Source organism: Bacteroides sp. 2201st1_D9_2201SCRN_220225 (assembly GCF_040928965.1).
GTDB classification, from domain to species: Bacteria; Bacteroidota; Bacteroidia; order Bacteroidales; family Bacteroidaceae; genus Bacteroides; species Bacteroides stercoris.
In genome coordinates, this window is sequence record NZ_JBCODG010000038.1 from 27,322 (window position 1) to 41,467 (window position 14,146).

The 14,146-nt window shown below is 50.5% G+C and carries 11 protein-coding genes; 3 read left to right on the forward strand and 8 right to left on the reverse strand.

Annotated features, from left to right (window positions below):
• Positions 1-382: 382 nt before the first annotated feature.
• The 5 genes from AB5903_RS13540 to AB5903_RS13560 all read right to left on the reverse strand — a co-directional run bounded on the left by AB5903_RS13540 (position 383) and on the right by AB5903_RS13560 (position 8,097).
• Complete coding sequence (locus tag AB5903_RS13540; RefSeq protein WP_007569349.1) at positions 383-793, reverse strand: hypothetical protein; 411 nt, start codon at positions 791-793, stop codon at positions 383-385.
• A gap of 29 nt (positions 794-822) precedes the next feature.
• Positions 823-1,347 (reverse strand): hypothetical protein, encoded by a 525-nt coding sequence (locus AB5903_RS13545; protein ID WP_149923590.1) that lies wholly within the window; start codon positions 1,345-1,347, stop codon positions 823-825.
• Between the two features lie 450 nt (positions 1,348-1,797).
• On the reverse strand, positions 1,798-6,774 hold the full coding sequence (locus AB5903_RS13550; RefSeq protein WP_149923589.1) for an N-6 DNA methylase: 4,977 nt from the start codon (positions 6,772-6,774) through the stop codon (positions 1,798-1,800).
• A gap of 410 nt (positions 6,775-7,184) precedes the next feature.
• The gene (locus AB5903_RS13555; protein ID WP_055173422.1) at positions 7,185-7,817 is read right to left on the reverse strand and encodes a hypothetical protein; all 633 of its coding nucleotides are present in this window, start codon (positions 7,815-7,817) and stop codon (positions 7,185-7,187) included.
• A 55-nt stretch (positions 7,818-7,872) separates the two neighbouring features.
• Positions 7,873-8,097: a hypothetical protein gene (locus AB5903_RS13560; protein WP_149923588.1), complete on the reverse strand. Its 225-nt coding sequence runs from the start codon at positions 8,095-8,097 to the stop codon at positions 7,873-7,875.
• Positions 8,098-8,587: 490 nt separating this feature from the next.
• Between AB5903_RS13560 and AB5903_RS13565 the strand changes: the two genes are divergently transcribed.
• The 3 genes from AB5903_RS13565 (at position 8,588) to AB5903_RS13575 (ending at position 11,195) form a co-directional block, all read left to right on the forward strand.
• Positions 8,588-9,772: an ATP-binding protein gene (locus AB5903_RS13565; protein ID WP_149923587.1), complete on the forward strand. Its 1,185-nt coding sequence runs from the start codon at positions 8,588-8,590 to the stop codon at positions 9,770-9,772.
• 6 nt (positions 9,773-9,778) lie between these two features.
• Positions 9,779-10,615, forward strand: a complete 837-nt coding sequence (locus tag AB5903_RS13570; RefSeq protein ID WP_149923586.1) for a phosphoribosyltransferase family protein — start codon at positions 9,779-9,781, stop codon at positions 10,613-10,615.
• Between the two features lie 133 nt (positions 10,616-10,748).
• Complete coding sequence (locus AB5903_RS13575; RefSeq protein ID WP_149923585.1) at positions 10,749-11,195, forward strand: N-acetyltransferase; 447 nt, start codon at positions 10,749-10,751, stop codon at positions 11,193-11,195.
• Positions 11,196-11,681: 486 nt separating this feature from the next.
• Here AB5903_RS13575 and AB5903_RS13580 read toward each other — a convergent pair whose 3' ends face one another.
• The 3 genes from AB5903_RS13580 to AB5903_RS13590 form a co-directional block, all read right to left on the reverse strand.
• Positions 11,682-11,918, reverse strand: a complete 237-nt coding sequence (locus tag AB5903_RS13580) for a hypothetical protein (RefSeq protein WP_162487387.1) — start codon at positions 11,916-11,918, stop codon at positions 11,682-11,684.
• A gap of 21 nt (positions 11,919-11,939) precedes the next feature.
• On the reverse strand, positions 11,940-13,421 hold the full coding sequence (locus AB5903_RS13585) for a PepSY domain-containing protein (protein ID WP_149923584.1): 1,482 nt from the start codon (positions 13,419-13,421) through the stop codon (positions 11,940-11,942).
• Between the two features lie 10 nt (positions 13,422-13,431).
• On the reverse strand, positions 13,432-14,146 hold a 715-nt coding region (locus tag AB5903_RS13590), incomplete at its 5' end, for a hypothetical protein (RefSeq protein WP_368117940.1).

Sequence of the window (14,146 nt, forward strand, 5' to 3'; positions counted from 1 at the left end):
GGAGCGAATAAGAAGTATCGCCGTTTGCCCTTGACGTGGCAGGTCACAAGGGAAAGATACGGAACAGAGGCGGAAAGTCCGAAACCAGCGGCATAAAGACCGGTCGGGCTGTGGAATACCGTGTTGTTTCGACAGGTCGAAGCTCCGGCATGGAACGGCACGATCCGGGCTGCCGCCGGTTTTGAACGGCCTCCCGTACCTTTCCCTGACGACTTGTTACGGCACAGACTTTCCACTGGTTCACGGGGTTGGGAGAGCCGGCGTATAATAGGGAAACAACCTGAAGGTAAAGAAGGAGTAATCGTACTATAAAAGGTATCGGTTGCCCCGCAATCCGTCCGGAGGGCTTTCGCCCATCGGACAGACCACAGAGGTTATCGGCTTATAGTTTGGGCTTGTTCTTCGGGAGAATGGGGCAAGAGAGTATTATTCTGTAAAATGGCCCCAGCTCGGTCTTTACCGGGTCTTTCGATACCAAGAATGTCGCACTCTCCTTGACTTTCGCTATATCCAAAATGGTCTTACAGATGTACTTATTCCTCAAACGTGTTCCTCCCCTGTTGAACTGCAGAGGGAAACCTCGCTTGTCAGTGGTTTTGTGCAGAAACCACTCTTTCGGGTTGTTTTCATCACAGCCAAACTCCAGTCGGTCGTTCATCGTGATATTCATTTCTTTTGCCAATTTGGTGGATAGATACATGTTGCCGGTAACGCTGTTGAACCTTATGCTCCTTTTGCCTACACGGTTTTCTCTTGTCCGGCAATTCTCGACGTTGTAAATTACAAATTTCATTTTCTTGAATTATTTACGGGTTATACAAATTACATGTTTACGTGGGCGTACCTTTTGGAAAATCCTTCGTGATTGCGGATAGTGTCGGTTATATCGCTTATTCTCCGGTGTATCGCACTTGCGGAAATGCCTGCATAGGCGGAAAGGTGTCTGTATGAACATTTCGCCTCGTACTCTTTCAGCCTGAAAAGCTCGTAGTCCGTTTGGGGATATTTCTTCTTCACAAACAGCAGTATGTCATACACCAGCTTGTCGGAAGCTGCCAGCACCTCGACGGACGGTGTTTCTTCTTCCTGCATGAGCAAAAAGAAATGTTCGTTGTCGGGGAAACAGTAACAACTATCCTTGTGAATACATTTCAGTTTGCACTTCTTGTACACGCCGAAAAAATAAGGCTCGAAGCTCTCGACAGGTATTTCCGAAATCACGACTTCCCGTTTCATCGCCAAATAGGCGTCGTGAAAGGCGTCCTCGTGCAAGTAACGTCCGAATATGTTACGCAATCTCTGATAGTTGTAAACGAACCAGTTGTCAAAAAGCGAATTTCTTTTCATGTTTCAATTTGTTTTTAAGTTTTTTTTCCCTCCGGTTCGAGCGATTACCGGAAAGTTCGATTCTTTTTTCTGCCTCGTCTTTGCATCACGGGGTTTGCGGCAAGGATTCCATGAAAAATACGCTTGGAATGGAATGAGAAGGAAGATTTTTCATCAGGAAAATCGAAGATGGGCCTTGAGGCAAAGTTTTGAGATGCAATCAACTTTGCGGAAAAAAGTGTCGGGCTTTACGGTCGTCGGTTCGTGATGGCATCTCAATCTACAAGAGGAGGAAGCGGAAGCCTGTCTATAAAAGACAAGGTGTACGGTATAAAAGGAGTGGTTGGAGGTACAAGGGGGAAGATTCCGTTATAACCGGGTATGGCCGTCGGCAGACCGGAAGGTGAAAAAATCCCCCTGTCCGGTCGTTGTAACCGAACAGAGGGAAAAGGTTAAATCTATGAATTACGGTCAGGCCGCTTTGTCGTTGGCCTCGTGTTCGGAAAGGACGGGCTGTGTGCGTTCCGCCTCTTTCATGCTTTCGTCGATACGGTGCTGTAAAGCGTTGCACTCCTGCTTGAGCCTTGCCAACTCGTCCGCCTTGCTCCACTTGCGGGCGATGATTCCCTGCAAAGCGGGTATCTCGCTCTCCAGCTTGGCTATCTTCTGCCGTTGTTCCTCAATCATGCCGGGCAGCTTGGCGAGGGCGGCTTGCGGGTATCGGGAGGATTCCACGAAGCCCAGAGGCAATGCTCCCGATATGCCGCAACGGTATTTCAACCCGCTTACACCCTCGACGAGGAACGTGTTGCGGTAGAATGTACCGCCCATGTCATATTCACTGTACACCGACAGGTTCAATCCGGCATACGTGCCTATCGTACCGATTGCGCCGTTGCGGTAAGTCTTGGCAATGCGGTGCAGTTCCCGTCCGGTCTCTTCCGCCGTGGCCTGCGACAGGTTCAACAGCCGGGTTGTCCGGTCTCCCGTGTACGAGGTGATGTATTCCCAGTCCTGCGTCATATGTGCCGTCGCATTTTCGGCCTTTGCCATGTCTTCCCGGTTGGCGGCAATCTTGCGCTCGGCCCTGATACGGTCTTTCTTGAAAATGGCCTGTTCCTTTTCGAGCTGCATAATCTTGTTGTCGAGTTTCGTTTTCTCCAACAGGTCTGTATTTCCCGACAAGAGAGCCACGAACTCGGCGAAGTTCATGCCGTTGTCCTCGTCCATAGCGTCCTCGTCGATACGGCGCACGGCAATCGTGCCGTTGTTAATCTGGTTGATGAACATCTGTTTGTTCTTCAACAGGTTGAACTTGTAAGCGTCGAGCGTCTTTTCCGTACCGTAAATTACCACGTCCACGGTATTGTTTCCCCAGAGCTTGACGGTGTTGCCTTTGCGTACCGCCCTGCCGTTACGCTGCTCCATGTCGGCGGGGCGCCAGGGTATCTCCAAATGATGCACCGCCACGGCCCTCTCTTGGGCGTTTACTCCCGTTCCCAACATCGAGGTAGAGCCGAACAGCACCCGTACCCTGCCGCTATTCATGTCCGCAAAAAGTTTCTTTCTCGCCCGTTCGGTCTTGGCGCACTGGATAAACTGGATTTCGTCGGCGGGAATCCCCATTGCCACCAGCTTGTCCTTGATGTCGCTATAGATGTTCCACTCGTTCGGCTTGTAAGTGGAAAGGTCGCTGAAGACGAACTGCGTGCCCCGGTTGGCGGTCGAACGCAGGTAGTAGTCGTAGATTGTCCGTGCGCAGATAGAAGCCTTGTTGTTCCCGTCGTTGCTGAACTTGTCGCCCAGCAAGCGCATATCGAGAGACATCTTGCGTGCCACGTTGGTAGCGACAAGCATTTTCGCCTTGTTGAGATTGTCCGGTCGCGGAATATCCAGCCCCAAGTCTTCCCACTGCCCGCTGTGTGCAAAGGCGACGAGCCGTCCGATCATTTCTTCTTGCTGGATAGTGGGCGCATGGGAAAGGAAACGCACGTTTTTCTCCGGTACGTCGAGGTTTATCATATCGGCGGTACGATAGTCGGTAATCTCCCGCAGGAACATCGCCAGCTCCGGCACTTTGATGTAAGTGCGGAAACGCTCTTTGCGCTTTATCGTGCCCGTTACGTTCAGCTCGTAGTCGGCGGTCTTTTTCGTGAAGATAGCCGCCCAAGCGTCGAAACAGCTTACTTGTTGCCGTTTGAGTTCCCTTGGACGCAGGTATTTGAACATCACGTACAGTTCGGTCAGCGCATTGACGACCACCGTACCCGACAGGAACGTAGCCCCCAAATCCTTTCCCGTGCGGCGTTGAATATCCCGAATGGCAAACAAAAGGTTCATCGCCCTTTGCGAGCCTTGCGCATTGCCGATACCCGCTACTCTCGTGTGGCGTGTCTGGAACATCAAATTTTTATAGCAGTGGCATTCGTCCACGAAAATGTGGTCTATGCCCATCGAACGGAAATTGACGGCATCGTCTTTCCGGCGGTCTATCTTCATCTGCAATTCGGCGAGCTTGGCTTCAAGGTTCTGTTTCCGGATTTCCAGTCCTTTCTGCATCCTGCCGCTCCGGTAACGCATGGTGGATTGCTCCAACACTTCGAGGCTGCGTTCCACATCGGCCAGTTCTTCCGAGAATATGTCGTACATGGTTTCTTCGGATTGAGGAATCTTGCTAAACTGGTCGTGTGTCAGGATAATGCAATCCCAGTTGTTGTTCTTGATTTTCGAGAACACCTCTTTGCGGTTGGCGGGGGTGAAATCCTCCTTGCCCGGATAGAGCACCTTGGCCGTGGGGTATGCCTTCCGGAACGTGTCGGCAATCTCGTGCACATTGGCTTTCAGCCCGATAATGAGAGGCTTCTGCACCAGTCCGAGACGTTTCATTTCGTATGCGGCCACGCACATAATCATCGTCTTGCCCGTGCCGACCTCGTGCCAGCAGATACCGCCACCGTTCTGCTTAATCATCCAGATAGCGTCTTTCTGCGAGGGATAAAGTTCTTTGTACGGGAACTGCTCGAAAGAAAGTCCGGGGAATGTCTGCGCCGATCCATCGTAGTGCGGACGCACGTAACAGTTGAAACGCTCGTTGTATGTCCTTACCAGTTCGTCCCGGACTTCCAAAGGCTCATCGTCGAGCCACCGGTTGAAACGGTTTCTGATTTCCTGTATCTTGGTGGCGGCCTCCTGCATGGCTTCCTCGTCCGGCACACGTACTTTGCTGCCGTTCCGGTATTCCTCCTTCGTTATTTCAGGTACGGTATCGTGCAGGGCGTGTACAAACAAGTCCTCGCCGTTGTAATTGCGCACGGAATAGGTATTGTATGCCACGGGCGAATATCCTTGCAGCCGAATAAGGTAGGTATCGTTCACATCGAAATACATCACGTCTGCGCCCACCCCGAAGAGGTCGGAGGCGAAATCGGCGTACAGTTCCGTACTTATCCACCGCTCGCCCATGTTGATGTCGAGTTCTTCGTAAGGAATCGGTTCGGGTATGGCATCCTCCAGTGCCTTTGCGGACGCTTCGACCCATTCTTTCTCCTTACCTACAAGGTTCGGGAGAAAAGAAAGCGTCTCTTCCTGCTTGGCGATGATGTTTCCGGAGAGGAACTTTCCTTTGTGCTCCCATTCCCCACTGGCCGGATTGTAGAAGATTTCCCCTTGCAGGGCTTCGATGATTTCTTCTTCGTCCTTGCCTGCAGCCTGTGCGATGTACCCCATATCGACCTTGCCGTAAAAATTCAGACTGCTTGCCAGAGCTTCTATCGGCGTGAGTGTTTCCGTACCGTCTATCTTCTTGAAAGCGACGGGTTCACGCATGATGTCCGCCTTGAAGATGTCCTTGCCGACCTGCATTTCTATCGTGAATACCTCCGTGCCGAGGCTGTCGAGCATAATAAACTCCTTGTTGTCGTTGTCGTGGAAAAATCCCCACTTGGCAACAAAAGCGTCGTATAGGGCGTTGAGCTGTTTACGCAGTTCCGGGTACTCTTTTTGTTCTTCCCATTCCCTGCCGGACAGCTCGAAATACGCCTTGCGTATGGGAAAATAATCGGCGGCCCTGTCCGTGTTTACCTTGCCCTCGTCCACCGGCACGAAATCAACGGCTGTCTCCGTGTAACGGCTCGACTTGCGAAACCAGAGCGTACCTACTTGCCCCTCGAAAACGACCATTGCGCCGTTCTTCACCCATGTTTCCATGTTCTCCGTGTAGGCACGTATGCCTTTGACCGTCTGCGGCTCGCCGAAAAGAGACATCTGCACGGGGGCGTTGTCTTGGCCGTGATTGGCAAAAAGAGCCTTGCGGAAATAGCGGTCGAAGTCGTATTTGAGCAGTGCGGAAAGGTATTGGCACATGGCGTTTTCGTCGCCTAACCACTGGTATTTGCGGACGTACTTGCCGAACTGGTTCAACGCAATGCGGCTGTCCGTGGCAAGGGCTGTCTTTGGGAGGGTAAAGAGTTTATTCGCATAGTCGGTCAGCGTTCCCGCCATGTCGGCCTTTTCCTTGGAGACCTGCAAAAACATCTTTTCCCGTAACGAGAGTGTTGCTTTGCGGCTGTGTTTCTGGAATATCAAGAGGTCGCTTCCTACCTCTATGCCGCTTGTCTGCATGAAAAGGGTATCGGGCAGCCGTAAGGCCGTTATAAGGTCGGCATGATTGACGAGGTATTCGCGCACGAACTTGTTGCCCGGCGTGTCGGCAATTCCTCTCGGCGCAACGAACGCCAGCAGGCCGCCCTCGTTCAACAGTTCCATTGCCTTGACAAAAAAGTAGTTGTGTATGGTCTTGGCAGACTGTTCGTATATGCCGCCTTTCTTCCACATTTCCGCGTCGAATACCCGGAAATTGCCGAACGGGATATTTGAGGCGATAACATCGAAGCTCCCATGCTCCAGATGCTGGTCGGCTATCGTCTCGAAGCCTGCCGTTACCGTGGTCACCTCGTCATACAGAAGCGACAGGATAAGCCCCGTAAGACAATCTTTTTCAAAAGCGTAGCTGCGAGTGCCGGGCATGGCGACGGGCAGAAAGCCACCGATTCCCGCACTGGGTTCGAGAAAGGTGCTCATTTGCAGGCCGTTGTCCTTGAATGTGGCGTGTATCTGCCGGGTTACTGCGTCCACGAGGAATTTCGGTGTGTAAAAAGCGGTCAGGACGGAGGATTTTATACTGTCGATAACGGCTTGCCGCATGGCGTCGTCATAATAGGGATATGCGCCTATCAAGTCCTGCAGCTTGCGGATAGGCTCGGCCACATCATCGCTGACGGTATGCTCCGTTCCTATATTCAATACATCTTTAATCCCCCCGAAACCGGAATATCGGGATAATACCTCTTTCTCTTCGTCGGTGGCTTGTCGGTCGTCGATACGGATTTTCATTGCCGTTGCAATGGCTTCCACGTTTGCCACCAGTGATTTCAATTTGTTGTAACTCATAATTTAACCTTGTTTTTGTTTCCCTTTGTTCGGCCTGTTTGCGGCCTCCGGGATTATTTTTCTGCCTCTTGAAGGTGGCAGGGACAATCGGACAAGGCTGAAGCGAAAAAATACGCTCGACAACGGAGAGGAAGATTTTTGCGCCTCACTCGCGGCGCAGCCGGCATTGGCAAGATTGGAACTGCCGGATACCTTTGCGGAAAAATAATACCCCGCAGGCCGCTGCAAGGCTGGGCACGGAAACCGACAGCTAAAAGAGGGAGGAAGTAAAATACGTACAAGGGAGAAAGAACGGAACGGGTATATAAAAGGGAAGGTCGTTATAACAGGCATCATGCCGTCGGCAGACCGAAATGCAAAATCCGTATCGAGCCTTTACCCGATACGGATTATCTTCATCGTACAATCAATCAGTCGATGTCGTAGCCTATCATGTATTCATCATTGATAAGCAAATAGTAGTAACCGTTACCGCAATTACGGAACTCCTTGCTGAAGCCGGCTGCCATATCCCCGTTCTCGCGCGGTTCGCACCACAGCGTGCCGTCATAGCCACAGAAGTCAAAGCGATAAGTAGAAAACTTCTTCTTGTCTTTCATAGCTTGCCGGAAAAGGCTCATATTTCCTGTTCCACAATATTTTTCGATTGTGGAAAGCCGGATACACTGACCGTCTATGCGTGTGCCCGTCGTAATGCGGTTCTCGTAAAGGGATTTTTCCAAATCGGCCTTGGCGATTTTGCGCAGCCAGTCGTTCGTATGCGTGGCAAGCCGGGCAAGTTTCTGGTATTTCAAAATTAGTTTTCTGTCCGTGTCCACTGCCTGCTCCTGCCTTTGGGACGGGTAGTATATCTTCTCGATACTCGCCCAATTCGTAAAAATATAGCCTCTTTTCCGTTTTCCCGGTGCGACAATGCCGATGACATTTTCGTTACGGTTGATAAACAAACGCCTGCGTTTCCCCTCAATCTTTACATATAATGACGGAGGGTTTTGCTCGTTGCGGAGATAGGCTTCCGCCGGGTGAATAGTAACTGTTTCCATATCTGTAAATCATTAAATTTTGTTCTTCTCTTTGTTGATTTTTTGGGGCTACGGTTCAGGGCTTCGGGATTTCTCCCGTCCTTTGCAGTACCCCGTCCCGGTAGAACTCGATGTGTCCGGACTTGAAACCCATCTCGCCGAGGGCTATATACTTGATATAGTTCCGGTACTCGTTTCCTGAAAGGTTCTTTCCGCATAGGTTATTGAAAAACATCGGGATAGAAAACCCGTCCTCGCTTTTCAATACGGTCTTACCGTCTTGTCTGATTTCGTCTGTCATAACTGTTTTGTTTTAATCGGTTGAACACTGAAAGCTGTTTTTTCTTTCCCTGCTTTCGTTTGGCCGTGCAGGTCTGTTTTTCGGCTTTTTAAGGCAGAGAAAGGATAAAGCACCAGCATAATGAGCCAAACCCGGATAGAAAACCGACCATGTAATCGTCTGTTTTCGTCATCCGAATGAAATGCGGTTTGGTGTTTATGCGCTTTGTCCTATATTCGCCGACGAAAAGAGAAAGGCAGATCTGCCGGAAAAGGAAATAAGGACAGAACGGGATAACATGAGTAAAACCGGGATTCGGAGGTTGTGCTAATCGAAAAACATGTCATCAAGTGATATTTTTTTCGATTAGATATTGCTTTGTCGCAAAAAGAATTGTTTTTTGTGACAAAGCAAACATAGAATTAGTATTGTGACATGCAGCGTTTTCGAATACATTCATTACCTTTGTACTGCGTAAAAGTTCTCACTCCACTGCGTAAAATGTAATATTATGTATAAAAGGGCAGAATATCAGATAATTAAGGGAAGACTTGAAGAACAGAGAAGGTTTATTCAGGTTGTCATGGGTGCACGTCAGATAGGGAAATCAACCGTTGTGAAGCAGGTCTTGAAAGACTTGGAAGCCCCTTATCAGTTCTTTTCCGCCGACAATGTTCCAACAATGGGCAGTGCATGGATCTCAAACTGCTGGGCGGCTGTCCGTAGCCTGAAAGAGAGCAACGGCTGGGAGAGCATTGTCCTTGTCATTGACGAGGTACAAAAAATCACCAACTGGAGCGAGGTGGTAAAAAAGGAGTGGGACGATGATACGTTCCATGACCGCAATATCAAGGTGCTGCTACTGGGTAGCAGCCGCGTCCTATTGGAGAAGGGACTGTCGGAATCGTTGGCCGGGCGTTTCGAGGAAATCCGCATGAGCCATTGGAGTTACCGGGAAATGAGAGAGTGTTTCGGCTTGTCCCTCGACCGGTATCTCTTCTACGGCGGTTATCCCGGTGCGGCCTCTTTAATCGGCGACGAGGACCGCTTCCAGCAGTATATCCAGTCGGCTATCATCGAGGCGACGATCAACAAGGATATTCTGATGGATACTCCTATCAGCAAACCGGCGTTGCTTCGTCAGACGTTCGAACTTGGAGCTGCCTATTCCGGTGAATTGCTGTCGCTGAACAAGATGCTCGGCTCACTGCAGGATGCCGGCAATACGGCGACCTTGGCGGGATATATCAACCTGTTGGGGGAAAGCGGACTGCTGTGCGGGCTTCAGAAATTCAGCATCGACACGGCACGCCGTAAGGCAAGCATACCGAAACTGCAAGTTTACAACAACGCCTTGAAGATGGTGTACAGTCCTCTGACATTCGAGCAGGCACTTCTCGACCGCAAAGCATGGGGACGTATTTTCGAGTCGGGTATCGGAGCTTATCTGGTCAGTCAGGCATTCATCCACCGTTTTGAGGTGTTCTATTGGCGTGAACGTAACGACGAGGTAGATTTCATTCTCCGTAAGAAAGGGTCTGTCGTAGCCATCGAGGTTAAGAGTAATGCCGAGAAGCGGACAGAAGGACTGGATAAGTTCCGACAACTGTTCCATCCTACAGCGTCATTCATCGTCGGTGACGGAGGTATCGGTGCGAGTGAGTTTCTGGCGATGGATATAACGAAGTTATTTTAAGAAGGTATGCACGAGAGGGTTATTTTTCTGATTCTGCTGTGCGTCATCGGGATGCTGTGCACCGTCATCGGCTTCTGGCGACGGAAGACTGCAGATGCTGCGTTCGCAGCAGCACGGGCAGCCGCTACCGCCAAAGAGCGAGACCGTTATTGCCGTCTGGCGGTACTGGCGGGCCATCGGGAAGCCTGCCTCATGTTCTGTTTCGCCCGTTCGGACTTTTTCGAGGACCATCAGCCGCTCAAGCCGTTCAAGTCGCACGGAATAAAAGTCGCTTTCTATGGATATTACTATCCTTCACGGTACGCCGACCTGATCGACGATGAACAGCGGGCGTTCTGCCGTTCCCTCTACCAGTTCAAAGAGGGCGAAAATCACGGTATCGAGTTTTTTAAGGCGTGCATGTCCGTCTTGAATTTGGACGATGCCCCTTACCACATCCTGTTTATGCCGTGCAGCGACGAGTTCAAGTATGCCCGGCGATTCAAACGGCTCGACTGGTACATCACAACCCACCGGCCGGACCTAAGTTCGGGCTTATATGATGTCGATGTGTTCGAGTCACGCGACAGCTTGCACGAGGCGAAAGGCGGTGAAAACCGTATCCTCGAAAGGAACTACCGTATCACGGGGAATATCGAAGGGAAACAGATTATCATCGTGGACGACGTGCTGACAAGCGGACAGAGTATGGCCGACTACAAGGAAGAGATAGAAAGGTGCGGCGGCAAGGTGGTGGCGGCCATCTTCTATGGCAAAACCGTTACCCGACCGCCTCTGCTTCTGATAAAGGCGCACGTGTGGGGTGGCTGCATCGTGAACAAAATCAAGGAACTGACGAAATGAAAGAATGACTATTGTTGGAATTCGTTTGAACATCATAGGGAAAAAGCCTTATCCTTTTTATCGAGGGGTGGTAGAAAGAGGGCTTGAATCACTTGGAAACAGTTTTGGATCATTGAAAAAAAGAATATATGACATGGAAATAAAACTTATTATTTCTAACAAGAAACAATTCTTGGATTTGCTGTTGTTGGCAGATGAACAAGAAAGCATGATAAACAAATATTTGGAACGAGGTGAGATGTTTGCCCTCTATGATGACGGCCTGAAGGCTATCTCTGTAGTGACGTGTGAAGGAGAGGGTATTTACGAAATAAAAAACATAGCCGTTTGTCCCTCCTCCCAACGCAAAGGATACGGAAAACGGCTGGTTGATTATCTCTTTGGATACTATCAGGGCAGATGTTCCGTCATGCTTGTCGGAACGGGAGATACGCCATCTACACTCTCTTTCTACGAACATTGCGGCTTTCGTATCTCACACCGACTGAAAAATTTCTTCACGGATAATTACGATCATCCGATTTATGAGGATGGAAAGCTGCTTACCGACATGGTGTACTTGCGGAAAGATTTCTCTTAATTCATATTTTGAATGGAATCTCATTTTTCACATCATTTATTATAACTGATTTGTGTTCATTGAATTATATCTCTATTTTTGGGAACGTAATTTTAATTTTCCCGAAAAGCCAAGAATTATAGGGACAAGTATTTTTTAGTCATTACATTAAAACATTATAATTTATGAAGAAAATCGTATTGACTTGTGTCCTCGTTTTTTCAGCCTGCTGTGTGACCCTGTTTGCACAAAAGGACAAAAAAGAAAAGGAAACAGTGAAAATAGAATGCTGTTGCGAAGACTGTACCTGCCGAGAGTGTAAATGCGATACAAACTGCTCGGAATGCAAAAATTGCCGCAAAAATGAAGAATGCAAAAGCTGTGTAGATTGTGAGCATGAAGGCCGTTGCTGCGATTATCATCGTCATCACAAGAAACACAGAAGAGGAGGATGTTGCAGGGGATGTTAAGTAATCGCTGCCCCGGATTATAAAAAGTGAGGTTGTGTCACTTCAAATCCGGCACAACCTCACTTTTTATGCGCAAAGGGGCGATGTCTCCGTATGCGGTCATTCCAACCGATGGAATCTTGAACAAAACCTCCCAAATTTTCAACTGGCAATCCGCTCCTTTCAAATGCCGTTTTATCCCTCCGGACCTGCTCCAGTCCTGTATGAAGATAAACAGGGCGTTCTGCCGTATGGCATCGCATTTTGTGTAGAACCGGGTGTGCTCAATCTCCAAGAGACTTTCTTAAAACAAGTTTTATTGCTTATTTCCTTTTCTCACCCTATATCCTGTCCACAGACACCATACGCATCCTCCTCCCACGAGAAAGACAAACACGTAAGTAGCCACGCTGCCTATGAACACCCGTCCACTGTGTACTTCCAAAGCGAAGTTCCAAAGCGACATGGGTTGTGTGGAGAGTTCGCCGGGCTGGGCAAGTGCATCCGTTCCCTCGTAATATTCCACCACGCATTCCTTTCCCTTGAAATCCGCACTGTAACCCGAAACGGCAAACTTGCCGAAAGGAGGACCGGCTGTATCTTCGGCTTCTTCTCCCGTGAAGTAGTCCGTTACCCGGCCTTGCTGTCTGTCCCAAACGAACAGGCCGCTGAACGAACCGACCAGCCAGTTCCCCTGCTTATCCTTTTGCCAGACATTCAGCCCCATGACACTGACCGGGGGAGTTTCCTCCACCTTCACGGGAACGGCATCCGGTGAAGCCAGCGAATAAAAACCTTCGGAAGTGGAGAGCAGCCAGTCACCGCACATATCGTCATAGCGCACCATGCGCAGCTTGTCGTGCCAAAGGTTAGGGCTGTCTAAGGATGTGCCGGGCAGAGCGGGTGTCTTAGTCAGAGCCAACGGTATCATGGCGGGGGGACGGAGACACCAGCCCGTAACGGCCACCAAGAGGGTCAGTATGATAGTGGTGCGTCCCAGCTTGTCGTGCCACAGCAGGGAGAGGCGTGTCCATCGGGCTTCGCCTTCCGTGTGCCGCCCGTGGCGGTGGCGGCGACGCATGTCCTTGGGCAGCAGCCAGTAGGCAAGCCCTGTGAGGCACAGGAGAACCAGCACGACGGCCACCGCGTCCACAACCAGCTTGCCTGCCGTGCCGAACAACTCCCCGCTATGCAACATCCACACCGTGCGGAAAAGCGTCACCCGTGGCTCGTAACCGTCGGGAACTTTCACCTGTATTTTCCGAAATCCGGCGTGGGGAGACGTGGAGAGATAGAGGTACGAACGTCCGGCAACTACCAGCGTGTCGCCCCGGACGGTGATGTCCGAAAGACGTTCCCCCTCGTCCAAAGGTAGGGGGATTTCTATCCAAGCCGTTCCGTCGTGGCGGTACAGACCGAACTGGCCGGCGGCATACAACGTACCGTCGGGTGTTTGCACTATGCCTTTCATGCTACGGTAGTCCGCCCCTTGGGGAAGTCCTTCGTTGAAGTCCGCAAAAGCCGAGGCGGCAGTGTCCGTGCGCCATATCCCGGCTGCACCATAGGCCAGTATATGCACCACGGAATCCTTGTCCGTATAGCGCAGCGTTCCCCGCAGCAGCCCGCCGTTCCATGCATCGAAACGATAACCCGCAGGCAGCCACTTCCGGCTGACGTTGATGTCGGCCACCGCTTCACGATGATTCAGCACAATACCGCTCCAACAGAACATGAGCATGAAGAAGCAGAACAGCAACCCGAACCATTTATGATGTTTCCTCCAAGTTATCCGTTTCATGATTTATCTTTTATTGTCGTTTTACATCCGCAGTTTTCTTTCGTCTGTCATAAGCGAGATAAAGCCCGGTTACTGCAAACGAAGCCAGAATCAACACGATTTCCTGCACATGCTCCTTCGGATTTACCCATAGCCCGTTCAGCAGGTGAATCCGGTCGAAGACCTCTACCGCGATCCAGAAGATAATTACGGTGGCGAAACCGAAACGCAGGCTCATGCCCCACGAGGCATAACGCAACAGCTTGGCGAACATGAACAGCGAACCGATGAAGCCCAGCATCCCGACAAGCAATGTCACCGGATGATGGTCGCCGAAAAAACGCTCATCGTAGCAGAACATCAGCACCAAGTAGCACGTCCACAGCATGGTAATGACTTCCATAAAGGCGACAATGCCAGTATGGCGTGTCATGGGGCGTGCGGCGATTTCCTTCTTGTGCTTGCCGAAGAACAAGCGCTGCCACCAGTTCAGGAAATTGCAACCGTTGGCGGTGCAGAACAGGTACAGCATCATCGTCATGGCCCAGAACCCGAATGTGGACGGAAGTATCAGGTATTCCGGCCGGCTGACTATCTCGCCCGTCACCGGGTCGAGCTGCGCCTGCGTGCCGAAACGGTTGGCATAGTACATAAACAGGAAGTCGATGGCGCCCATCCAGTAAAACATACCGCCGAACAAGCCCAACAGCGTTTGTTTGACGTCGCCTTTTATAAATACACCGATA